This is a genomic window from Mesorhizobium qingshengii (assembly GCF_900103325.1).
In the GTDB taxonomy this organism is placed as follows: Bacteria; Pseudomonadota; Alphaproteobacteria; order Rhizobiales; family Rhizobiaceae; genus Mesorhizobium; species Mesorhizobium qingshengii.
This window is the reverse complement of sequence record NZ_FMXM01000010.1, coordinates 24557-47560: the sequence shown is the minus strand read 5'-3', so window position 1 is coordinate 47560 and position 23004 is coordinate 24557. Positions and strand designations below refer to the sequence as shown.

General features: G+C 62.9%; 21 protein-coding genes. 3 read left to right on the top strand and 18 right to left on the bottom strand.

Annotation, left to right across the window (positions count from 1 at the left end):
- Position 1: 1 nt before the first annotated feature.
- From pnp to rimP, 9 genes are all read right to left on the bottom strand, one after another.
- Positions 2-2149, bottom strand: coding sequence for a polyribonucleotide nucleotidyltransferase (gene pnp, locus BLS48_RS17185; protein WP_091579598.1), 2148 nt, complete (start codon positions 2147-2149; stop codon positions 2-4).
- A gap of 279 nt (positions 2150-2428) precedes the next feature.
- Positions 2429-2698, bottom strand: a complete 270-nt coding sequence (gene rpsO / locus BLS48_RS17180; protein WP_006337962.1) for a 30S ribosomal protein S15 — start codon at positions 2696-2698, stop codon at positions 2429-2431.
- Between the two features lie 193 nt (positions 2699-2891).
- Entirely contained in the window at positions 2892-3986 is a 1095-nt protein-coding gene (gene corA, locus BLS48_RS17175) for a magnesium/cobalt transporter CorA (RefSeq protein WP_091579595.1), read from the bottom strand.
- Positions 3987-4031: 45 nt separating this feature from the next.
- Positions 4032-5000 (bottom strand): tRNA pseudouridine(55) synthase TruB, encoded by a 969-nt coding sequence (truB, locus tag BLS48_RS17170; protein WP_091579593.1) that lies wholly within the window; start codon positions 4998-5000, stop codon positions 4032-4034.
- Positions 5000-5440, bottom strand: coding sequence for a 30S ribosome-binding factor RbfA (gene rbfA / locus BLS48_RS17165; RefSeq protein WP_091579590.1), 441 nt, complete (start codon positions 5438-5440; stop codon positions 5000-5002). Before rbfA ends, truB begins: the two co-directional genes overlap by 1 nt.
- A 110-nt stretch (positions 5441-5550) precedes the next feature.
- Positions 5551-8121 (bottom strand): translation initiation factor IF-2, encoded by a 2571-nt coding sequence (gene infB / locus BLS48_RS17160; protein WP_091579589.1) that lies wholly within the window; start codon positions 8119-8121, stop codon positions 5551-5553.
- Positions 8118-8768, bottom strand: coding sequence for an RNA-binding protein (locus BLS48_RS17155; protein WP_091580046.1), 651 nt, complete (start codon positions 8766-8768; stop codon positions 8118-8120). The genes infB and BLS48_RS17155 overlap by 4 nt, the downstream gene beginning before the upstream one ends.
- A gap of 38 nt (positions 8769-8806) precedes the next feature.
- Complete coding sequence (gene nusA / locus BLS48_RS17150) at positions 8807-10402, bottom strand: transcription termination factor NusA (protein WP_091579586.1); 1596 nt, start codon at positions 10400-10402, stop codon at positions 8807-8809.
- 49 nt (positions 10403-10451) lie between these two features.
- A complete protein-coding gene (rimP, locus tag BLS48_RS17145; RefSeq protein WP_091579584.1) occupies positions 10452-11087 on the bottom strand; it encodes a ribosome maturation factor RimP in 636 nt (211 codons plus the stop codon).
- Between the two features lie 287 nt (positions 11088-11374).
- On the opposite strand from rimP, the gene BLS48_RS35690 reads away from it, so the two are divergent.
- Positions 11375-11539 (top strand): hypothetical protein, encoded by a 165-nt coding sequence (locus tag BLS48_RS35690; protein WP_167365124.1) that lies wholly within the window; start codon positions 11375-11377, stop codon positions 11537-11539.
- Positions 11540-11545: 6 nt separating this feature from the next.
- Here the strand turns inward: BLS48_RS35690 and BLS48_RS17140 are convergent, their stop codons facing one another.
- The 4 genes from BLS48_RS17140 to BLS48_RS17125 all read right to left on the bottom strand — a co-directional run bounded on the left by BLS48_RS17140 (position 11546) and on the right by BLS48_RS17125 (position 15927).
- The gene (locus tag BLS48_RS17140; protein ID WP_091579581.1) at positions 11546-13102 is read right to left on the bottom strand and encodes a tripartite tricarboxylate transporter permease; all 1557 of its coding nucleotides are present in this window, start codon (positions 13100-13102) and stop codon (positions 11546-11548) included.
- A gap of 25 nt (positions 13103-13127) precedes the next feature.
- Positions 13128-13613: a tripartite tricarboxylate transporter TctB family protein gene (locus BLS48_RS17135; RefSeq protein ID WP_091579579.1), complete on the bottom strand. Its 486-nt coding sequence runs from the start codon at positions 13611-13613 to the stop codon at positions 13128-13130.
- Positions 13610-14554, bottom strand: a complete 945-nt coding sequence (locus tag BLS48_RS17130; protein WP_091579576.1) for a Bug family tripartite tricarboxylate transporter substrate binding protein — start codon at positions 14552-14554, stop codon at positions 13610-13612. The genes BLS48_RS17135 and BLS48_RS17130 overlap by 4 nt, the downstream gene beginning before the upstream one ends.
- A gap of 308 nt (positions 14555-14862) precedes the next feature.
- Positions 14863-15927, bottom strand: a complete 1065-nt coding sequence (locus BLS48_RS17125; RefSeq protein ID WP_091580043.1) for an ABC transporter substrate-binding protein — start codon at positions 15925-15927, stop codon at positions 14863-14865.
- Positions 15928-16046: 119 nt separating this feature from the next.
- On the opposite strand from BLS48_RS17125, the gene BLS48_RS17120 reads away from it, so the two are divergent.
- Positions 16047-16721, top strand: a complete 675-nt coding sequence (locus BLS48_RS17120; RefSeq protein WP_091579573.1) for a response regulator transcription factor — start codon at positions 16047-16049, stop codon at positions 16719-16721.
- Positions 16722-16732: 11 nt separating this feature from the next.
- Positions 16733-18136, top strand: a complete 1404-nt coding sequence (locus tag BLS48_RS17115) for a sensor histidine kinase (protein WP_244529640.1) — start codon at positions 16733-16735, stop codon at positions 18134-18136.
- Here the strand turns inward: BLS48_RS17115 and trmB are convergent.
- The 5 genes from trmB to BLS48_RS17090 form a co-directional block, all read right to left on the bottom strand.
- Positions 18112-18813, bottom strand: a complete 702-nt coding sequence (gene trmB / locus BLS48_RS17110) for a tRNA (guanine(46)-N(7))-methyltransferase TrmB (RefSeq protein ID WP_091579567.1) — start codon at positions 18811-18813, stop codon at positions 18112-18114. The genes BLS48_RS17115 and trmB overlap by 25 nt on opposite strands.
- Before the next feature lie 21 nt (positions 18814-18834).
- The gene (metK, locus tag BLS48_RS17105) at positions 18835-20100 is read right to left on the bottom strand and encodes a methionine adenosyltransferase (RefSeq protein WP_091579565.1); all 1266 of its coding nucleotides are present in this window, start codon (positions 20098-20100) and stop codon (positions 18835-18837) included.
- A gap of 168 nt (positions 20101-20268) precedes the next feature.
- Positions 20269-20688, bottom strand: coding sequence for a helix-turn-helix domain-containing protein (locus BLS48_RS17100; RefSeq protein ID WP_091579562.1), 420 nt, complete (start codon positions 20686-20688; stop codon positions 20269-20271).
- Between the two features lie 139 nt (positions 20689-20827).
- Positions 20828-22420, bottom strand: a complete 1593-nt coding sequence (gene lnt, locus BLS48_RS17095; RefSeq protein ID WP_091579560.1) for an apolipoprotein N-acyltransferase — start codon at positions 22418-22420, stop codon at positions 20828-20830.
- A 100-nt stretch (positions 22421-22520) separates the two neighbouring features.
- A complete protein-coding gene (locus tag BLS48_RS17090; RefSeq protein ID WP_091579557.1) occupies positions 22521-22991 on the bottom strand; it encodes a VOC family protein in 471 nt (156 codons plus the stop codon).
- Positions 22992-23004 lie beyond the last annotated feature (13 nt).

The window sequence follows — 23004 nt, the reverse complement described above, 5'->3', positions numbered from 1 at the left end:
ATCAGGCGGCGTTTTCTTCGCCTTCGGTCTTCTTGTCGCGGGCGAGTTCCTTGCCGGTGGCCTGGTCGACGACCTTCATCGACAGGCGAACCTTGCCGCGCTCGTCGAAGCCCATCAGCTTGACCCAGACCTTGTCGCCTTCCTTGACAACGTCCGAGGTCTTGGCGACCCGGTCGTTGGCAAGCTGCGAGATATGGACGAGGCCGTCACGCGGACCGAAGAAGTTGACGAAAGCGCCGAAGTCGGCGGTCTTGACGACCGTGCCTTCGTAGATCTCGCCGACTTCCGGCTCGGCGACGATGGTGTGGATCCACTTCTTGGCCGCCTCGATCTCCTTGGCGTTCGACGAAGCGATCTTGACCGTGCCGTCATCCTCGATGTTGATCTTGGCGCCGGTCTTTTCGACGATCTCGCGGATGACCTTGCCGCCCGAACCAATCACGTCGCGGATCTTGTCGGTCGGGATGTGCATGACCTCGATGCGTGGCGCGAACTCGCCGAGCTCGGGGCGGGCGCCGGTCAGGGCTTGAGCCATTTCGCCGAGGATATGCTGGCGGCCATCCTTGGCCTGGTCCAGCGCGATCTTCATGATCTCCTCGGTGATGCCCTCGATCTTGATGTCCATCTGCAGCGAGGTGATGCCGTTGGCGGTGCCGGCGACCTTGAAGTCCATGTCGCCGAGGTGATCCTCGTCGCCAAGGATGTCGGAGAGCACGGCGAAGCGCTCGCCTTCCTTGATCAGGCCCATGGCGATGCCGGCGACCGGCTTGGCCAGCGGAACGCCCGCATCCATCAGCGCCAGCGAGGTGCCGCAGACGGTGGCCATCGACGACGAGCCGTTGGACTCGGTGATCTCCGAGACGACGCGCAGCGTGTATGGGAACTGGTCAGCGCTCGGCAGCATCGGGCGGATGGCGCGCCAGGCGAGCTTGCCGTGGCCGATTTCGCGGCGGCCCGGCGAGCCCATGCGGCCGGTTTCACCTACTGAGTAGGGAGGGAAGTTGTAGTGCAGAAGGAACTTCTCCTTGTACATGCCGGTCAGCGAATCGACATACTGCTCGTCCTCGCCGGTGCCGAGCGTGGCTACGACCAGTGCCTGGGTCTCGCCGCGGGTGAACAGCGCCGAACCATGGGTACGCGGCAGGACGCCGACTTCCGAGACGATCTTGCGGACCGTCTTGAGGTCGCGGCCATCGATGCGCGAGCCGGTGTCGAGGATGTTCCAGCGCACGACCTTGGCTTGGAGTTCCTTGAACACGGTGCCGATCTGCTCGGAGGTGTACTTGGCCTCTTCGCCTTCAGCCGGCGCGAACGCGGCCTTGACCTTCGCCTTGACGGCGTCGACGGCGGCGTAACGCTTCTGCTTGTCTACATTCTTGTACGCGTCGCGAAGTTCGCCTTCGACGATCTTCAGCATCTCGGCTTCAAGCGCGGAATAGTCCGGCGCGGTGAAGTCGCGCGGCTCCTTGGCGGCAACTTCGGCCAGCTTGATGATGGCGTCGATCACTGGCTGGAAGCCCTTGTGGCCGAACATGACAGCGCCGAGCATCAGCTCTTCGCCGAGTTCCTTGGCTTCGGACTCGACCATCAGCACGGCGTCGGCGGTGCCGGCGACGACGAGGTCGAGCTTGGATTCCTGCATTTCGTCGACATGCGGGTTGAGCACATACTCGCCGTTGATGTAACCGACGCGGGCACCGCCGACCGGGCCCATGAACGGAACCCCCGACAGGGTGAGCGCAGCCGAGGTGGCGACGATCGACAGGATGTCGGGATCGTTCTCGAGGTCATGCTGGACGACGGTGACGACGATCTGGGTGTCGTTCTTGTAGCCTGAGGCGAAGAGCGGGCGGATCGGGCGGTCGATCAGGCGGGAAACCAGCGTTTCCTTCTCGCTCGGACGACCTTCGCGCTTGAAATAGCCGCCCGGGATCTTGCCGGCGGCGTAGGTCTTTTCCTGGTAGTTGACGGTCAGCGGGAAGAAATCGAGGCCGGGCTTCGGCTCCTTCATCGAAACGACGGTGGCGAGAACCTTGGTCTCGCCGTAGGTGGCGAGCACCGCGCCGTCAGCCTGGCGCGCGATCTTGCCGGTTTCGAGGATGAGCGGGCGGCCGCCCCATTCGATTTCCACTTTGTGGTGATTGAACATGTCTTGTCCTTAATAAGCGGAAAGGGCCGCGCCGTTTCACGGTGCGCGGATGCCCTTTCCCTGGCTTCCTTTCTCGGGCAGCCACGGGCAAGACAACGGGAAGCTCGGGTAATTTCTGCGCGGCGAGCGCGCGCGAGCGTCCTGCAATCCTGCCCCATGACCGTCCATGGGCGGTTTCGAGTGGCCCTCTGCACGCTCGAAACCGGGTCTGGCCAATCGATACGACTGGCAGAATGCGTGACCGGCGGGCTCTCCGAAGAAAGCCCGCCGGTCAATTCGTCAACGACGCAGACCGAGCTTCTCGATCAGCGTCTGATAGCGCGCGTCGTCCTTGCGCTTGAGATAATCAAGCAGGCTGCGGCGCTGGGAGACGAGAGCAAGCAGACCACGGCGGGAATGGTTATCCTTCTTGTGGTCCTTGAAATGGTCGGTCAGGTTCTTGATGCGCTCGGAAAGGATGGCCACCTGGACTTCCGGAGACCCGGTATCGCCCTTGGCGGTTGCGAATTCACCCATCAATTCCTTTTTGCGCTCGGCAGTAATCGACATCGTGTTTTTCCTTATCTGTTTGAGGAAACGGGTCGCCCTCAGCCGGGATGTCGTCCAGCAGGGGCCGGTGCACGCAACGCGTCAGGGCGCGATGCTGCGGCGCATATAGTGCAATTCCCCGGAAAACACCAGCCCAATTCACAAGCCGGCTTCGTCGCAGCTTTTGTGGCCCAAAAGAAGACTTTCGCCGCGGCTAAAGCCACTTCTTCCATCTGAAGAAGGAGATCAGCCCGATCGCGACAAGCAGCATGAAGACGAGTGCGGCCGGATAACCGTAGTAGGATCGCAGTTCCGGCATGTTCCATGGCGAGGCGTCGGGACTGAAATTCATGCCCCACACGCCAACCAGGAAAGTCAGCGGCATGAAGATGACGGAGACGATGGTCAGGTAGCTGATGACGTCGTTGGTGCGCGCCTGGCTCAGCGACAGATGCATCTCGATCAGGCCGGTCAGCATGTCGCGCTGGGTTTCCACCAATTCGATCAGCCGCAGCGAGTGATCGAGCGTGTCGTTGAGGAAGACCTTGGTCTCGGCCTTCACATAGGGCACGTCGTTGCGGATCAGGGTCGCCAGCGCATCGCGCATCGGCCACAGCACGCCCTTCAGCACATTGGCGTCGCGCCGCAACTCATGCAGCTGCCGCATCTGATGCTTGTGCGGCGTATTCATCATCTCGTCCTCGATGCTGTCGACCAGGTCGCCGGCAGTCTCGATTGGCGGAAAATAGCTGTCGACGATGGCATCGATCAGCGCATAGGCAAGATAGTCGGCGCCACGCGCGCGCAGCCGGTTGGGCGCCGAGCTCTCGATGCGCTTGCGTACCGGATCGAACGGATCGCCTTCCCGTTCCTGGAAAGTGACGACGAAACCCTTGCCGAAGAAAACGGCGATCTGCTCGTAGCGGTGCGCGGTGACGTCGTCGATCATCCTGACGACGACGAAGGCATGGTCCTCGAAGAAATCCACCTTCGGCCGCTGGCCTGTGTTGACGACGTCTTCCAGCGCCAGCGGGTGCAGGCTGAAAATGCGGCCGATCTCCTCGATCAGCGAAATGCTGGCGAGTCCGGTACAATCGAGCCAGATGATCGGCCATTTTTCGCAATTGGCGGCGACGTCGTCGATGCTGGCGTTGTCGATGGTCTTGAACTTTTGCGGCGAGATCAGGGTCAGCCGCAGTTCCGAGCGCCGCGCCGTCGGGTCAGCGATCAGCGTGCCGGGCGACGCGCCGACCGGTGGCCGCCGCGTCCTCGCCGGCGCCCGCTTCTTGACCGTCTCAGCCTTTGTCATGGAGCCCCCTCGCGCGTCGTGTCGAAAGAAACTAGACGAGCGCCGTCACCCGGCAAAGACCCGCTTGGGCTTGAACATGCCTTGCTCGATTGCGCCGATGGCGACCAGCTTGCCGCGTGCGGTGGCGCAGGCTTCTTCCGCTTCGACCGGCGCGTCGCGCCCGCGTATGATGACCGGGTTGCCGAGGCGGATCCTTGTCGCCGCATCGTCGCTGATGGCGATCTGCGGCAGACAGTCGAGCGCGGCCGACGTGTCGACCAGCAGCGCGTCGATCGCACCGAAATCGATCGGCTTTTCCACTTCATCAACCGTTTCCGAACCTTCGTCGCCCTTTTCACCGAAGCGAGCGGCTTCCAGCTCGGCGATGGTGACGAAGTCTTCCGGCGTGAACGGCTCGACCTCGACCCGGCGCAATTCCGAAATATGGCCGAAACAGCCGAGATCGCGGCCCATGTCGCGGGCCAGCGAACGTACATACGTGCCCTTGCCGCACTCGACCTCGAAAACGGTGTGGTCGGCATTGTGCACGACAAGATCGAGACGGCCGATCTCGACCTCGCGCGGCGGGATGTCGACCGTTTCGCCCTCGCGGGCCAGATCGTAGGCGCGCTCGCCGGCGATCTTGATGGCCGAGAATTGCGGTGGCGTCTGCATGATGACGCCGGTGTATTTCGGCAGCAGCGCCAGCACCTCGGCCTCCGACGGACGCTGGTCGGAATCCTTGGTTACCGGACCCTCGAGGTCGTCGGTCGAACGCTCCTGCCCCCAGGCAACGGTGAAACGATAGATCTTGGCGCCGTCCTGCACGTAAGGCACGGTCTTGGTGGCTTCGCCGAGCGCGATCGGCAGCATGCCGGAAGCCAGCGGATCAAGCGTGCCGGCATGGCCGGCCTTTTCCGCCTGGAACAGCCACTTGATCTTGGAGACGGCTTCGGTCGAACCCATGCCGACCGGCTTGTCCAGCACCAGCCAGCCAGAGATCGGCCGGCCCTTCTTCTTGCCGCGACGCGCCACTATTCGGTGTCCTTGTTGTCGTCTTTGTTCTGGTCGGCTTTATCTTGGGCGTCCGGGTCCAGGTCGCGCGCCACTTCGGGCGACTTGAGGAGCTCATTGATCCTGGCGAAATTGTCGAAGGAAGTGTCGAGCTTGAAGCGGAACTCAGGCATGAACTTCATCTGCCGCAGCGCCCCGGAAACGCGGCCACGCACGAATTTCGCATGCTTGTTGAGCGCCTCGACCACCGCGTCGGCATCCTTGGCTCCAAGTGGCGAGACGAAGGCGGTGGCGACCCTCAGATCGGTAGACATACGCACTTCCGAGACCGAAATCACGGTATTCTCGATCAGCGGATCGATGATCTCACCGCGCTGCAAGGTTTCGGACAGCGCATGGCGCACCTGTTCGGCGACACGCAGCATGCGCTGGGATGGACTTGAAGTGGTAGGACGGGGCATTTTTCTCAATCCTGAAAGCGTGGGGCGCGGGATGGGACCGTGCCGCATGTCTCATATGTGTTGGGCGGCGGTCTTTCGACCACCGCCCGGTATGGACAAGTCACTCGAACTCAGAGCGTCCGGGTCACCATCTCGACGCGGAAGCACTCGATGACGTCACCGACACGCATGTCCTCGTAGTTCTGGAAGGCCATGCCGCATTCCTGGCCGCCGGGGACCTCCGAAACCTCGTCCTTGAAGCGCTTCAGCGTCTTCAGCGTGCCTTCGTGGATGACGACGTTGTCGCGGATCAGGCGCACGCCCGCGCCACGCTCGACCTTGCCTTCGGTGACACGGCAGCCGGCGATCTTGCCGACCTTGGTGATGTCGAAGATCTCGAGGATCTGCGCATTGCCGATGAAGGTCTCGCGACGTTCCGGCGACAACAGGCCCGACAGAGCCGCCTTCACGTCATCCACGAGATTGTAGATGATCGAGTAGTAGCGGATCTCGATGCCCGCCGCCGCGGCAGCTGCACGCGCCTGGACGTTGGCGCGGACATTGAAGCCGATGATCGCCGCACCCGAAGTCTCCGCCAGCGACACGTCGCTTTCGGTGATGGCGCCGGCGCCGGCATGAACGATGCGCGCACGCACCTCGTCGGTGCCGAGCTTGTCCAGCGCCGCGTTGATCGCCTCGATCGAGCCCTGCACGTCGCCCTTGATGACCAGCGGGAATTCCTTCAGTCCGCTCGTCTGCAATTGCGACATCATCTGCTCGAGCGACCCGCGCTGGCCGGCATGCTTGGCAACCGCCTTCTCACGCGCCAGACGCTGGCGGTACTCGGTGATTTCGCGGGCACGGGCCTCGTTGTTGACCACGGCAAAGCGGTCGCCGGCCTGTGGCGTGCCTTGCAAGCCAAGCACTTCGACCGGCATTGCCGGCGGCGCTTCCTTGATCTGCACGCCACGATCGTTGACCAGCGCACGCACCCGGCCCCATTCGTTGCCGGCGACAAGGATATCACCCGGCATCAGCGTGCCGGTCTGCACCAGCACGGTGGCAACCGGGCCACGGCCCTTGTCGAGCTGAGCTTCGATGACAACACCCTCGGCGGTGCGGTCCGGATTGGCCTTCAGGTCGAGAATTTCGGCCTGCAGCAGGATCGCCTCCAGCAGCTTGTCGAGATTGGTGCCCTTGGTCGCCGACACTTCGACGTCCAGCACTTCACCGCCCATCGATTCGACGAAGACCTCGTGGCGCAACAGCTCCGAACGCACCTTCTGCGGATCGGCATCATGCTTGTCGATCTTGTTGATCGCCACGATGATCGGAACGCCGGCCGCCTTGGCATGGCTGATGGACTCGATCGTCTGCGGCATCACGCTGTCGTCGGCTGCCACCACCAGGATGGCGATGTCGGTGGCCTGGGCGCCGCGGGCGCGCATTGCCGTGAAGGCGGCGTGGCCGGGCGTGTCGATGAAGGTGATCTTGTGACCATTCTTCTCGACCTGATAGGCGCCGATGTGCTGGGTGATGCCGCCGGCCTCGCCGGACACGACATTGGCGTTGCGGATGGCGTCAAGCAGCGAGGTCTTGCCGTGATCGACATGGCCCATGATCGTAACCACGGGCGGTCGCGACACCAGGTCCTCAGCATTGTCGGCGATGTTGAACAGGCCTTCCTCGATGTCGGACTCGGCGACGCGGCGAACCGTATGGCCGAATTCGGTCGCGACCAGCTCTGCCGTGTCGGCGTCGATGACGTCGCCCGGCTTCAGGATCTGGCCCTGCTTCATGAAGAACTTGACCAGGTCGACGGCGCGCTCGGACATGCGTTGCGCAAGTTCCTGGATGGTAATGGTTTCTGGCAGGATCACTTCGCGCATGACTTTCTCGCGCGGCTCATTGTGCATCGCGCGCTTGAATTTCTCCTGGCGGCGACGCATCGACGACAGCGAACGAGCCCGCGCGTCTTCGTCGGACAATGCTGAATTCAGCGTCAGCTTGCCCCGGCGGCGATCTTCCTCGCTCTTGGTCGGCTTGGCCGGGCGCGCCACTTCGGGCGTGACCAGACGGCGCACCGGCACACCGGCGCCAGTCCGCTTCGGCTTGACCTCTTCCTCGTCGTCGACCGTCGCCAGTTCAGCGGCCAGCGGCGCGCGGCGGCGTGCCTCTTCCTCGGCCCGACGGCGGGACTCGGCCTCGGCTTGCAACCGCGCCTCTTCCTCGGCCTGGCGGCGCGCGGATTCCTCGCGTTCGCGCTTGCGGCGCTCTTCGTCCTCGGCGCGGCGCTTGGCGTCCTCGGCGGCGCGCTGGCGGTCCTCGACCTCACGCACCTTCGAGCCTTCGAGCGCCCTGCGGCGCGCTTCCATTTCACTGCGCGACAGTTCGTTCAGCACCATGCCGCTGCGCTCGACCGGAGGCGGCGGCGGTGGCGGCGGCGCCTTGGGCGCTTCCTGCACGACGGGCGCTGCCACGACCGGCGGCTTCGGCGTGAACACAGGTGCGGCAACCGGCTCCGGCTTGTCGCCGGGCATCGAGAACTTGCGCTTCTTGGTTTCGACGACGACCTGCTTGGTGCGGCCGTGCGAGAAGTTCTGGCGCACAGTGCCCTGTTCCATACCGGGGCGCTTCAGCGTCAAGGTCTTCTTCGGCGTCACACTCAGCGTATTGTCGTCACCCGATTTCGTATCGCTCATTCCATATCCTCTGCGGCATCATCTTCGTCAGCAACAGCCGCAAGCATTGCCAGATCGTCCGGGGAACCGCCCCGATACCGGTCGAGCGCAACCATGCGCTTCTGGACCGCCCTGCCCGCGTCTCCCGCGAGAACGGCAGCATGTATCACATTTGTACCCCCCAATGCCAAGCTCAACTCGGCCTCGGAGAAAAGTTTGTAGGCAAGGATAGCAGGCCCGCCGAGATGGACTGTCGCCCGCCGCGCCTGGCTGATCTTGCGTACGCCGTCGTCGGATGCCTCGGCCGCATGGAGCACGAAAAGCGCCAGCCCGCCGCGCACCGCGCTCTCCACCTTGGTGGCGCCAAGCGAAATTGCGCCTGCCTTGCGTGCAAGCCCCAGCATGCCCAGAGCGTATCTGGAGAGCAGCCCGTCGACCATACCGCCAAGATCGGGCGGCACGACCACCTGTGCCTTGAAGGCGCGGGCAAAGAGGTTTTTCGCCGCAGCCTTGTCGATATGTAGGCGGTCGGCGCTCACCCAGCAACCACGGCCGGGCAGATTTCTCTTGATGTCTGGAACGACGGCCGAATCCGGGCCGACGACGAATCGGATCAGTTCATCCGGTTCGGCCTGCCTGCGGGTGACGATGCAGGTGCGATCGTTCATCTCGTCCAAGGGCGGGTTCGGTGCGATGCGGTTTCACCTCACGCACCAACGGCTTCGTCAGCCGGTTCTTCTTCGGCTGCAAGCTCGTCTTCGGTGATCCAGCCAGCCTTGAGGCGGGCAGCCAGAACCATCTGCTCGGCATCGGCGCGCGTCACGCCATGGCTGGCGAGCACACCCGGAAATACCTTTGTCTCGCCGTCCTTGCGTTCCTTCCAGCCGGTCAGGTCGTCGGCCGCGTAGCCAGCGAAATCCTCGATCGTCTTGATGCCGTCCTCACCGAGCGTCACCATCATGGCGGTGGTGATGCCGGGGATTTCGCGCAGCTCGTCCTTGACGCCCAGCGCCTTGCGCTTGTCGTCGTGCTCCGCCTCGATCTTCTCCAGATACTCGCGGGCGCGGGTCTGGATCTCCGAAGCGGTGTCGTCGTCGAAGCCATCGATCGAGGCGATCTCGCCGGCGTCGACATAGGCGACTTCCTCAACGCTGGTGAAGCCTTCGGAAGCCAGGACCTGGCCGACCATCTCGTCGACGTCGAGGGCTTCCATGAACAGCGACGAGCGCTCGACGAATTCCTTCTGACGGCGCTCGGATTCCTCAGCCTCGGTCAGGATGTCGATATCCCAGCCGGTGAGCTGCGAGGCGAGCCGCACGTTCTGGCCGCGGCGGCCGATGGCCAGCGACAGCTGGTCGTCGGGAACCACGACCTCAATGCGTTCGGCATCCTCGTCGAGCACGACCTTGGCGACTTCGGCCGGCTGCAGCGCGTTAACGATGAAGGACGCGGCGGAAGGCGACCACGGAATGATGTCGATCTTCTCACCCTGCAATTCGCCGACGACCGCCTGGACGCGGCTGCCGCGCATACCGACGCAGGCGCCGACCGGATCGATCGAGGAGTCCCGCGAGATGACGGCGATCTTGGCACGCGAGCCCGGGTCGCGGGCGACCGACTTGATCTCGATGATGCCGTCATAGATCTCCGGCACTTCCATGGTGAACAGCTTCGCCATGAACTGCGGATGGGTGCGCGACAGGAATATCTGCGGGCCGCGCTGCTCGCGGCGCACGTCGTAGACATAGGCGCGGACGCGATCGCCATATTTGTAGTTCTCGCGCGGGATCAGCTCGTCGCGACGGATGATCGCCTCGCCACGGCCGAGATCGACAATGACATTGCCGTATTCCACGCGCTTGACCGTGCCGTTGACGATTTCGCCGATGCGGTCCTTGTATTCGTCGTACTGGCGGTCGCGCTCGGCTTCGCGCACCTTCTGCACGATGACCTGCTTGGCCGACTGGGCGGCGATGCGGCCGAAATCCATCGGCGGCAGCTGTTCGGCGATGAAGTCGCCGAGCTGGGCGTCGGGATTGCGCTCACGCGCCGAGGATATGGCGATCTGCGTGGCGTAATCATCGACCTTCTCGACCACTTCCATCAGCCGCTGCAGCTTCATCTCGCCGGTGTTGGGATTGATGTCGGCTCGGATGTTGGTCTCCTGGCCGTAACGCGAGCGCGCCGCCTTCTGGATCGCATCGGCCATGGCGGCGATGACGATCGACTTGTCGATCGACTTTTCACGCGCGACCGCATCGGCGATCTGCAGCAGTTCAAGCCTGTTGGCGCTTACAACCATGTTTTTTTCTCCCGAGCTTGTTGCCGAGCCTTTGCGCCCGGCAGCCCAATCACATTTCCTGTTCGGTTTCGTTTTCCGCGCCCTCTGTCGCCTCGTCTTCCGGCTCGCCGCGGCGTTTCTTCGCTTCCTTGCGCGCCCTATTGTCCTTCGACAGCGCGTCACGGATGAGATCGTCGGTCAGGATCAACCGGGTTTCGGCGATCGCATCGTAAGGTACGCGCACCGTCGGCTCTTCGCCATAGGCGGCCTTGTCGCGCTCGATCAGCACGTCATTTTCTCCGGCCTCGACGATCTTGCCCTTGAACCGCTTGCGATCGGCGACAATGATCGATGTTTCCATCTTGACCAGATGACCCGTCCACGTCGCGAAATCAGACTTGCGGACCAATGGCCGGTCGATGCCGGGCGACGAGACCTCGAGATGATAGGCCTTTTCGATCGGATCATCGACATCGAGCGCCGGCGACACCGCGCGGCTGACCTCTTCGCAATCCTCGACGGTCATGGTGCCGTCCTCGCGCTCGGCCATGATCTGCAGCGTCAGCCCGTTCTGGCCCGACAGATGCACCCGCACAAGGCGGAAGCCGATCGCGCGCAGCACCGGCTGGACGATCAACGCGATGCGCGCATCGATGCCGCTCTCGCGGATGATGCGTTCGTCGCCCTCGCTTGCCGTTGCAGTCATTCGATCCCTGTCGTTCGATTCGAAGCTATCGGCAGGTAATAAAAAAGAGCGGGACCGGGTGGACCCACTCTTCGTCATACCGACCAAGAATTTGAAGCTGATATAAACGAAGGTGGCGCGCCTTTCAAGTCCCGTAGGCGGCGGCGCCCCCCGAACGGAATTCAACCGACTGTTGCAGCAAGCGCATGGCAAGCATGCAGTTGCGCCACTAACCGGCTGCCTTTCCAGTACCTATGTCCGGCAAGCCGTGCAATTTCGATGATGCACGGCAGCAAGGAAGAAAACAAATGAACACCTACAAGCCGTTTGGCGCCATTGGCGAACTGATCCGCCTGTTTGGCAGCGCAATTACCGTATCCGCCGCTGTTGAGCGTGGTCGCCGCCCCGACAATCGGGACCTGATGGCGCTGGGCATCGAGCCGCGCGATTTCCACCGAATCCGGCGCTTCTAGAGCCTGTCAGTCCTCACTGGCACCAAGCTGAGCCAGAACCTTGCCCCGGCCACGGGCTCGCAGATAGAGCGGCAAAAGCACCGCAGTCGCCGCCAGCAGCAACAGGATCACCGCAATCGGAGATCCGATCAGGATCAACAGATCGCCCTGGCTGATGGCCAGCGCGCGGCGCAGTTGTTGCTCCGCCATTGGCCCCAGGATCAATCCCACTACGACCGGCGCAATCGGATAGCCGAAGCGGCGCAGGCCGTAACCGAGCAGACCGAACGCCAAAAGCATGCCCAGTTCGAACGAAACGGGCAAGGTGAACAGCCCTAGGACGTTGACCTGCGATACAGCCGCATTGGCACCGATCGTTCCGAGCGTCGCAAACGTCAGGATGCCGGCATAGAGCCAAGGCGTCGGTATGGTCAAAAGCTTGATCCAGACACCGATCAGCGGCAGGTTGAGCACCAGAAGCATCAGATTGGCAACGAGCAGGCTGGCAATCAGACCCCAGACAAGCTGAGGGTTTGTGGCGAACAGCAGCGGGCCTGGTTGCAGTCCGAACTGCTGGAAGCCAGCCAGCATGATCGCGGCCGTGGCCGTGGTCGGCAGTCCCAGCGTCAGCAACGGCACCAGCGTGCCGGCAGCCGAAGCGTTGTTGGCCGCTTCCGGACCTGCAACGCCTTCGATCGCACCGTGGCCGAACTCTTCCGGTTTTTCCGCAAGCTGCTTTTCCACGGAGTAAGAAAGGAACGTGCCGATTTCGGCGCCACCAGCCGGCATGGCGCCGATCGGAAAGCCTATGGCGGTGCCACGCAGCCAAGGCTTCCATGAGCGGCGCCAGTCCTCGCGGGTCATCCAGACCGAACCCTTGACCGCCTGGATGGTTGAACTGCTGCTCTTGCCGGCGGCAACGCTCAGCGCTTCGCCGATGGCAAAGAGCGCCACCGCAAGCGTGGTCACCTCGATACCATCGAGCAGGTCGGGAATGCCGAAGGCGAGACGCGCCTGCCCTGTCTGCAAGTCAATGCCGATCAACCCGAGCCCCAGACCGATGAACAGCGCGGTGAGACCGCGCAGCGTGGAGTCGCCGAAGGCGGCCGAAACAGTCATGAAGGCGAGGATCATCAGCGCGAAATATTCCGCCGGACCGAACGACAAAGCCATCTTGACGATGGTTGGCGCGATGAAGGCGAGGCCGATAGTGGCAATCAGGCCGGCGACGAAAGAGCCAATGGCGGCCGTCGCAAGTGCCGGCCCGCCGCGCCCGGCGCGAGCCATCTTGTTGCCTTCCAGCGCGGTAACGATCGAGGCACTTTCGCCCGGCGTGTTGAGCAGGATCGACGTCGTCGAGCCGCCATACATGCCGCCATAGTAGATGCCGGCAAACATGATCAGCGAGCCAGCCGGGTCCAGTTTGTAGGTGACGGGCAAAAGCAGCGCCACGGTGAGCGCCGGGCCAATGCCGGGAAGAACGCCGACAGCCGTGCCGAGCGTGACACCGATGAGCGCATAGAGCAGGTTCATCGGCTCGAGAGCCGTCAACAACCCTTGCGCCAGCAGACCGAACGTATCCATCAGGGCCGAACTCCCACGAAAATCGCTAGAACAGCTGTTCGAGCGGGCCGGCAGGCAGCGAAAGCTGCAGCCCCTTGGCGAAGATGATCCAGATGACGAATGACAGCACGAGGCCGATCGGGATCGTCTGCCACAACGGGCCGCGGCCGAATGCGCGCGCGGTCGCGGCAAAGAGCAGGCCCGTGGCAATCGCGAAGCCGGCCACCTTCAGCAGCAGCATCTGGGCCACGAGGCCGCCGACGATCCACAGGATCGGACTGATCTCCTGATGTTCGCGTTCGGGAAAATCACCGCGAAAGGCTTCGAAAGCCGTCCAGATCGACAGACCGAGGAACACCGCGGCAATGAAGTATGGAAAGGTCGTGGGGCCAACGCGCGCATAATTGGCCCCGACACCGTGGCTGGCGGTGCTCCACGCAATCACCACGGCCACGATGGCGAGGGCGGCGGCGATGACAAGCGCCGCCCGATCCGGGCGGCGCTTCGCTTGCTGGTGGTCAGTCTGGCTCATTTCACCAAACCGATATCTTTCAGGATCGCCGCCGTCGCTTCGGTGTCCTTCTTGAGCTGGGCGGAGAATTCGTCACCGGCGAGATAGGTGTTGGCCCAGCCCTTGTCGGCGAGAATCTTCTTCCACGTCGCCGACTGCACCATCTTGTCGACGTCGGCAAGCACGGCGGCTTTCTGATCGGCGGAGAGGCCAGGAGCGGCAGCAACCATGCGCCAGTTCTGGATGGAAACATCCACGCCGCTTTCCTTGAAGGTCGGCGCATCGATGGCTTCTACCTTGGCTTCGCTGGAGATGCCGATGATGCGGAGTTGACCGGCCTTGATCTGCGATTCGAATTCGCCATAGCCGGAAATGCCGACCGTCACCTGACCGCCAAGAATGGCGGCAAGAGCTTCACCGCCGCCGGAAAAGGCGATGTAGTTGATCTTGGTGGGGTCAACGCCAACGGCCTTGGCAAGCAGGCCCGCAGCAATGTGGTCGGTACCTCCGGCAGAGCCGCCGCCCCAGGAGACCGCGCCCGGATCAGCCTTGAGCTTGGCAACCAGCCCAGCCATATCCTTGATGTCTGACGCGGCCGGAACAACGATCGCTTCATATTCGCCGGTCAGGCGGGCGATCGGGGTGATCTGGTCGAGCGTCACCGGCGAAGCGTTGGTAAGGATCGCGCCGACCATGACATAGCCACCGACGATGAGCTGGGTCGGATCGCCATTGGCCTGATTGACGAACTGCGCGAGGCCGATGGTGCCGCCGGCTCCGGGAACGTTGTTGACCTGCACGCTGCTCGATATCTTTTCGTCCTGGAGCGCGGTCTGCATCGAACGCGCCGTCTGGTCCCAACCGCCGCCGGGGGCTGCGGGAGCCATGATCTTGTAGTCGGCCGCTGCGGCCGGCAGGGCGAGTGCGCCCGCGATGATGGATGCCAACACGAATTGCTTCATTTGCCGTTCCTCCCTTGCAACCCGCATGTGCGGGGCAAATGCTTGTTCAGTTTCGAAGCCTGCGTCAGGCAGCGTCCCGAAATAACAAGGAAGGAGCTGGCCGGGTCAGGGTCCGGCCACTATGGGCAGCGTTTCCAGGCTACCTGCACGGCGGGAGCGCCGACCATCGGTAGTCTTTGCGGAAACGTGTTCGAAGTCCTCCCGAACTTTCCGAGCCTCGCCGCCTCCACGGATGGGCCAAAACCTACCTAGCATGGCAACCTGACATCAGACTGACACCGATGCAACAGGATAGGAAGATCGCGCTATCAGGGACTGCGCAGCGCCGCGTTCCAGCGTTCGATGAGGCGCATGCGCTTTACCTGGTCGAGATAGACCATCAGCCCCGGGCTGACCGGGACCGGACGCAACTGCGCACCGAGAACCTCCTGCATCCTGTTTGCCGTGTTCTCACCCGAAACCTCTGGATTGACGGCAGCGATCTCGAGTTCGCGCGCCATCACCGTCTGTCCTTCTGCGGACATGAAATATTCGAGATAGCGGCGGCCGAGGTCGGGGGAGTGGGAGCCGGTCGGCACCAGCCCGATGCGCGACATCACCACCGTATAGTCCTTGGGCAGGACAATGCCGACGTCGGGATCTCTGGCGGCCCAATCGGCGGCATAAGAACCCAGGATGTTGTAGCCAAGCACAAAGCGGCCATCGGCGATCCGCTCGAGGATGGCGGAGCTGGTCGAATAGAGCTTCACACCTGCCGCTCCCATGGCGCGGATGACCGACCAGATGTCCGGATACTGCTCCTGGTCGCGCGCCATGAACATGAAACCAACGCCGGAACGCTCGATGTCGTAAGTGGCGATGCGGCCATAGATCTTGTCGCCCTGCGTCCTGAGGAAATCGACGAGCTGGCCGCGCGTGGCCGGCGGCGCAACGTCCTTGAAGCTCGGCTTGTGATAGACGAACACCGCGGGCTCGAAGGTCAGCGCATAGGCAGTGTCGCGCCAGTTTGCCCAGCGCGGCCAGCGATCGGAGAGCGGCAGACGGCTTTCCTGAGCATAGCCGTCATTGGCGAGCTTGACCTGGAGATCCATGGCCGAGGAAAAAGCGATGTCGGCGGTGCCCTTGCCGGCGTCCGTTTCGGCCACGACACGATCATAAATGTCGGTCGTCAACAAATCCTCGTAGCGCACGGCGACATCGGGATTGGCCCTCTGGAAGCCGTCGATCATCGGTTTGGCCAACGGCACGTCAAGCGAGGAATAGACGACCAGTGTGCGTGCATTCGAAGCGCCGTCAAGTGCGGGAAAGAGGGTGACCTCCGCCCGCGCGGGCGCCGAAAGACAAACCAGAACGATGAGGATGGCCAAGCGCATGGTCGCCAGACCATGCATCAACAATGCGGGTCGTACAACGGCGACACGCGACAGACGCAAATGAAGCGGCTCTGGACCTTTGCCTGTCGAATAGGCATCGTCCCTGCAGGGAGAACCCAGTGCGCATTCTGGTGGTAGAGGACAATCAGACGTTGGCCGGTGGGCTTGCGGCCGTGCTGAGAGGCAGCGGCTACGCCGTCGACGTGGTCGGCGATGGTGCGTCGGCCGTGGCCGTACTTGCCACCGAGCGGTTCGACCTCGTCATTCTCGACCTCAACCTGCCCCAGATGGACGGTCTCGAGGTGTTGCGCACCATGCGCGGCCGCCAGCATGACGCGGCGGTGCTGATCCTGTCGGCACGCCACTCGCTGGACGAAAGGGTCAAGGGGCTCGACCTTGGCGCCGACGACTACATGGTCAAGCCCTTCGATGTGGGCGAACTGGAGGCGCGGGTCCGCACGCTGCTGCGCCGTCGCGCCGGCCTCAAGGCAGCCACCGTTGCCTTTGGCGAGGTAGTGCTCGACCTCAACACGCGCAGTTTCTCGTCCCAGGGAGCAGCAATCGACATTCCCGCGCGCGAGCTGGCATTGCTCGAAACGCTGTTCATGCGCGCCGGCAAGGTGGTGGCCAAGCAGGCGATTATCGAATCGCTTGCCGGTTTCGACGAGGATCTGAGCGCCAACGCCATCGAGCAATATGCCAGCCGCCTGCGCAAGCGGCTGGCGCCTTACGGACTGACGGTCAGAACCGCACGTGGCATTGGCTACTATCTCGAAAAGATCCCAAGCGCCTGATGGTGCAGACAATGCCATATTCACTGCGACGGCGGCTGCTGGTCTGGCTGCTGGTGCCGCTGGTCATCATGGGCCTGATTGCGCTCGCCGATACTTATCGCGAGGCCGTGAACACGGCAAACGCCGTATCAGACCGAGTGCTGGCCGGCTCGGCGCTGGCCATTGCCGAGCGCATTGTGGTGGCCGAGAACGGCATGCTGGAGGTCGACGTTCCCTATGTGGCGCTCGAAATGCTGACATCGGCGGCACAGGACCGCGTCTTCTACCGCGTCGACGGCCCCAGTGGCGTCTTCATAACCGGCTATCAGACGTTGCCGGTGATCAAAGGGCTTGCGCGCGAGGAAAGCGGCTATGCCGATGGCAGTTTTCGCGGCGAGCCTATCCGGCTGACATCGCTGTCCCGCGCCGCTTCGACGGGGGCGAGTTCCGTTCCCTTTGTCGTTACCGTCGCCGAAACGACGATTGCCCGCTCGCAACTGGCCCGGACCATCCTGTTACGCTCCGCATTGCGCCTGGCCATCCTGATCGGCGGGGCAGCGGCGATCGTGTGGCTCGCCGTCACCTTTTCGCTGAGGCCGCTCTATCGGCTGCGCGATGCCATTGCCGAGCGCAACCCCGACGATTTGCACCCGATCGAACAATCCGTGCCAAAGGAGGTGCGCGGGCTGGTCGACACCGTCAACTCGTTCATGGGAAGACTTGGTTCGGCGCTCGGCGCGATGCGGCATTTCACGGGCAATGCCAGCCATCAGCTGCGCACGCCGCTGGCCATCATCCGCACACAGCTGGCGCTTTCGGCGCGCGCTCGTTCGATTGAAGAAGCACGCCATGCCGCCGCGATCGGTGACGAGGCGATCGCCCATGCCGAGCGGGTCATCGCCCAGCTCCTATTGCTTGCCAAGGTCGACGAAGCGCTGTCCGATCGGCTGAAGAGCCTTGGCGCGATCAATCTGACCGAACTTGCGCAGACGCTGACCGCTGACTTTGTCGCTCACGCCCGCAGTGCCGGCATCGACCTCGGCTTCGAGGGCGAGCGGTCGCTGTTTGTCCGCGGCGAGCCGATGCTGTTGAGCGAGATGATCCGCAATCTGATCGAAAATGTGCTTGCCTATGCCGGCAGCGGGACGGAGGCGACCGTCAAGGTTTTCGGTAGCGGCGCTGATGTCGTTCTGGAAGTGGAAGACACCGGACCCGGCATCGCGGCGGACAGACTGGACAGCGTGCGCCAGCGCTTCGTGCGCGGCGATGCCGGCGGCAAGCCGGGCGCTGGACTGGGCCTTCCGATCGTAGAGGAGATCGGGGCGCTGTTCGGCGGCCGGCTCGATCTGTCGGCGGGCAAGGACGATCGCGGCCTGCGCGTGCGCGTCACCTTTTCAACGGCGAATCGGGATCAGCCTCGCACGAAGGTAAGATAGGCCGGCCGCCGGCCCTCACGAATGGCCTTCGCCTCGTAGCGTGTGCCGGGCCAGCCGTCATAGGGACGATGCCAGTCCGCCGCCTCCGAAGCCTGCCACGCGAACTCGCCATGCGCCCGGCAATGCAGCAAAGTCCAGTTTACATAGGTGTCGATGTCGGAGGCGAAGCGGAATTTTGAACCCGGCTTCAGGACGCGCGCGAAACGGTCGAGATTGACGGGGCTGACGAAACGGCGCTTCCAGTGCTTCTTCTTCGGCCAGGGATCCGGATAGAGAAGGTCAATGCCGTCGAGCGAAGCTTGCGGCAACCAGTCGAGCAGCCGGGTGGCGTCGTCGTCATAAACCCGAAGATTGGCGAGTGGCTTTTCCTTGACCGCCATCATCATCTTGGCCATGCCGTTGACGAAGGGTTCGACGCCGATAAAGCCGATCGTCGGCGCCTCGGTGGCACGATGCAGCAGATGTTCGCCGCCGCCAAAGCCAATTTCGAGGCGAACGGCCGAAACATCCGCTTCAAACAGAGAGCGCGGATCAGCCGGCGGTTCAGCCGTCAGATCGAGCCGGTATCTGCCGAAGCCGCTTTCCAGCGCGGCCGCCTGCTGCGGACGCATGGCCTTGCCGCGCCGGCGACCGAAAAATGCTTCGGTCGCGCGACGTGGTCTGTCCTTCGGTTCCATAGCGAGGCCTTGGCGCCGCTATCAGGCGGCAACCGCGTCCTTGAGTGCCTTGGCGAGATCGGTCTTCTCCCAGGAGAAAGACCCATCCCGGCCGGCCTTGCGGCCGAAATGGCCGTAGGACGACGTCTTGGCATAGATCGGCTTGTTGAGATCCAGATGGCGACGGATGCCGGACGGCGAGAGATCCATGACGGTGCGCAGCGCTTCCTCGAGCTTGGCCTCGTCGACCTTGCCGGTGCCGTGCAGGTCGACATAGACCGACAGCGGCTGGGCGACGCCGATGGCGTAGGAAAGCTGGATCGTGCAACGGTCGGCGAGTTTCGCCGCGACGACGTTCTTGGCCAGATAGCGGGCCGCATAGGCCGCGGAACGGTCGACCTTGGTGGTGTCCTTGCCGGAGAAGGCGCCGCCGCCATGGGGTGCCGCACCACCATAGGTGTCGACGATGATCTTGCGGCCGGTCAGCCCGGCGTCGCCATCCGGTCCGCCAATGACGAACTTGCCCGTCGGGTTGATGTACCACATGCAATTGTCGGCGATCTTGAGGTCGCCCAGCGCCTCGCGGATATAGGGTTCGACAACCTGGCGCACCTTCTTGGAATCCCAGCTTGCATCCAGGTGCTGGGTGGAGAGCACGATCTGCGTCGCTTCCGCCGGCTTGCCGTCGACATAGCGAACAGTGACCTGACTCTTGGCGTCTGGCCCGAGCTTACCGGCCTCGCCGCTGCCTTCGTGGCGTGCGGCGGCCAGCAGTTCGAGGATCTTGTGGCTGTAGTAGATCGGCGCCGGCATCAGATCCGGCGTCTCGCGGCAGGCATAGCCGAACATGATGCCCTGGTCGCCGGCACCTTCCTCGCCCTGACGGTCGGAAGCATTGTCGACGCCCTGGCCGATGTCGGGCGACTGGCCGTGCAGCAGGACCTCGATCTTCGCCGTCTTCCAGTGGAAGCCGGCCTGCTCGTAGCCGATTTCACGGATCGCCTTGCGGGCGACCGACTTGAACTTGGCCGGATTGACGATCGGGTGACCGGCGGCATCCTTCAGGATGTTGCCTTCCTTGTCCTTCTTCAGCAGCGTCTCGGGGACGCGCACCTCACCGGCGATGACGACGCGGTTGGTGGTTGCCAGCGTCTCACAGGCGACGCGGACTTTCCACGGATCCATGCCGGTCTTCTTGGCTTCGCGATAGACCAGATCGACGATCTCGTCGGAGATCCGGTCGCAGACCTTGTCGGGATGGCCCTCGGAAACGGATTCCGAGGTAAAGAAGTAGTTCTGCCGCGTCACGGGTGTCCCCTCTTGAAAAACGATCGGCAGGCTGCCGATTTTGGCGCGCCACGTGTTAGCGGGGCGGAGCGCTGCTCGTCAAGCGGTGCCGCCGTCCTGGCATGAATGTCAATGCAGTTATCTTGTGCCACCGGCGGCAAGTCGCCGCCGGTGCAACGGTATTGCGGATCAGTCGGGATCGTCGGCGGAGAGGGACTTGACCAGATCTATGATCCTGCGGCGCACCTTGGCGTCGGCGATCTTGACAAAGGCCCGGTTGAGCTGAAGTCCTTCGGGACTGCCGCAGAATTCGACGGCGAAAGCCATCGACGCATCTTCGGCAAAGCCACGGCCCGCAACAGCCTCCTGGCCCGGCGCATCCTCGAAAAAGAAGGCGACAGGCACGCCGAGTATGGAAGCGATCGCCTGCAGGCGGCTGGCACCGACGCGATTGGTGCCCTTTTCATATTTCTGAATTTGTTGAAATGTGATGCCGAGATTCTCGCCCAGTTTCTCCTGGCTCATTCCCAGCATATTGCGGCGAAGCCGGATGCGGCTCCCGACATGGATATCGATCGGATTCGGTTTCTTCTTGTTGTCTTCTGCCATTTTTTCCTCGCCGAATTTTTTCGGCTTTCTCTATTTTTTTCCTGCCCAAATGGAGCCGGAGGCAACTGCCCCAACAGAACGATCAACCGACTTCGAGAAATTTCAGGCGTTACAGTATGAGTTTCTAATGTGCGGGCTGTCAATTCACCCGTAGCCTTTGCCTTACGTTCAACAGCGCCGCCGCAACGGCAAACAGCAACATGATCAGCATTCCGTTAATCCACCGCTGGTCGGAGGATACGATCCTCTGTTCGGAAATCGGCACATGTGCATCGATGGCTCCGCGCGCGTCGATCGCCAGCGCATCGACGATGCGTCCGCGTGGATCGACAACGGCCGAGATGCCGTTGTTGGCAGCACGCAACAATGGCAATCCATTCTCCACCGCGCGAATCTGAGCCTGCCTGAAATGCTGGTACGGACCCGGCGTATCGCCGAACCAGGCATCGTTTGTGACGTTCACAATAAGCTGCGCTGACGTTGCGTCAACTGCCACCAGATCGGGAAAAATCACCTCATAACAAATAAATGGCAGCGCGCGGATGCCGCCCGGCAGCGTGAGGGCATGCCGCTCGTTGCCGGCGGTAAATGTCATCGGTCCGGCAACCATTTGCTCGATGCCGAAACGCTCGAGCAGATCGGCGAAAGGCAGGTATTCGCCGAACGGCACCAGATGAACCTTGTCCACGGCATCAGTGATTTCACCCTTGTCATCGATCGCCACCACGGAGTTGTAGTAGCGGCTGTCGGCGCTGGCGGCCGAGCCGCCTTCCTCGCGCACGACGCCGGCTATCAGCGTCTGGCCATCGCCCAGCATGTCGCCCAGCGCCGTCAACGCGTCGGGCCGCTCGGTGAACAGGAATGGCACCGAGGTTTCCGGCCACAGGATCAGTTGCGGCTTTGCATGACCGGGATCCGGTGCCTTGGCCGACAGGCCCATCAGGACCGCGAAGATGCGGTCGCGCACCGAGGCGTCCCACTTTTCCGACAGGTCCACGGCCGGCTGGACGATGCGGACATCCAGGCTGCGCGCCGCCGGCTTCTCGGGAGCGGTAAGCCTGACATAGCCGAAGCCGGCATGTGCAGCGGCGAGGATGACAAACAGCGCCGCGCCGAGGCGAAGATGCCGGCGCGCCACCAGCAGAGCCGGCAGCGCGAAGAGGAACACGGCGAGCACGTTCATGCCGATCATGCCGGTGACCGAGACGCTCTGCATCAGCAAGGGAACGGGCATTGCGGCGTAGCCGATCGCATTCCAGGGAAAACCGGTGAACAGGAAGCCGCGCAGCCATTCCGCCAGCCCGAAGCCGAAGGCAAGGGCGGCAATACGGCCTATGTCGCTGCTCCACAAAAGCCGCGCCACCATTGCCGCAAAGCCGTAGAAAAAGGCGAGCCCGAAGGGAATGCCGACCACCGCGAAGGGGAGCGCCCAGGCAAAGCTGTCGGCCTCGACCAGCAGCGCCGACCCGATCCACCACAGGCCGGCAAGGAAATAGCCGAAGCCGAACCACCAGCCGACGGCAAAAGCCGGCCGCAGGCGCCGGAACAGGCTGCCGGAGGCTTCCCCGGTGGCGCCGTCGAGCAGCCAGACCAGCAAGGGAAACGAGATGAAACAGGCAGCGAAGAAATCGTAAGGTGCCTGGCCAAGCACCGCCAGCGCCCCCGCGAGAAACGCCACGAGCGCTCGCTGCCAACCCCAAAGCAGAATTATCCGGCCGGCAAGGCGCTCCATGCATACTTCCGAGTCGCGCGAATCAGGAAGCAAGATTTAACAGGCCGTGGTCCGCGCTCCAAACGGCAGCGATCTGGCGAGAAGCACGCCCGGGCCGAGCCTAGCGATGCCAGCCGTCGATGCGCAGGCCGCTCAATCGCTCCGCCTCCTCGCGCGGAACCAGGCGAATGGGTTGTGTGAAGGTCCAGACATGCCCCTCGGGATCACGGGCCCGATATTGACGTTCGCCATAAAACTGATCGGCGGGCTCCTGGATGATCTCCGCGCCCTTTGCCCTGGCTTGTTCGCAATGGGCGTCCAGCCCATCCTTCAGGCGCACATAGACGCACTGCGTGTTCCTGCCGCCGACCGAAGCCGGACTGGCGACGTAGTCGGCCCATTCGGAATCGACGATGATGCAGCTGTCGCCGAACCGCATCTCGGAATGGACCAGCTTTCCCTCGGCATCGCTGATCACCATGCTGCGCACGAAGCCGAAAGCAGCTTCAAGCCAGTCCAGCGCGGCACGCGGATCCTTGTAGAAGACACCGGAGCCCAGACTTGAGTGCTTGAACGGGTCGTCCAGCGTCATCGGGCGCGCGAAA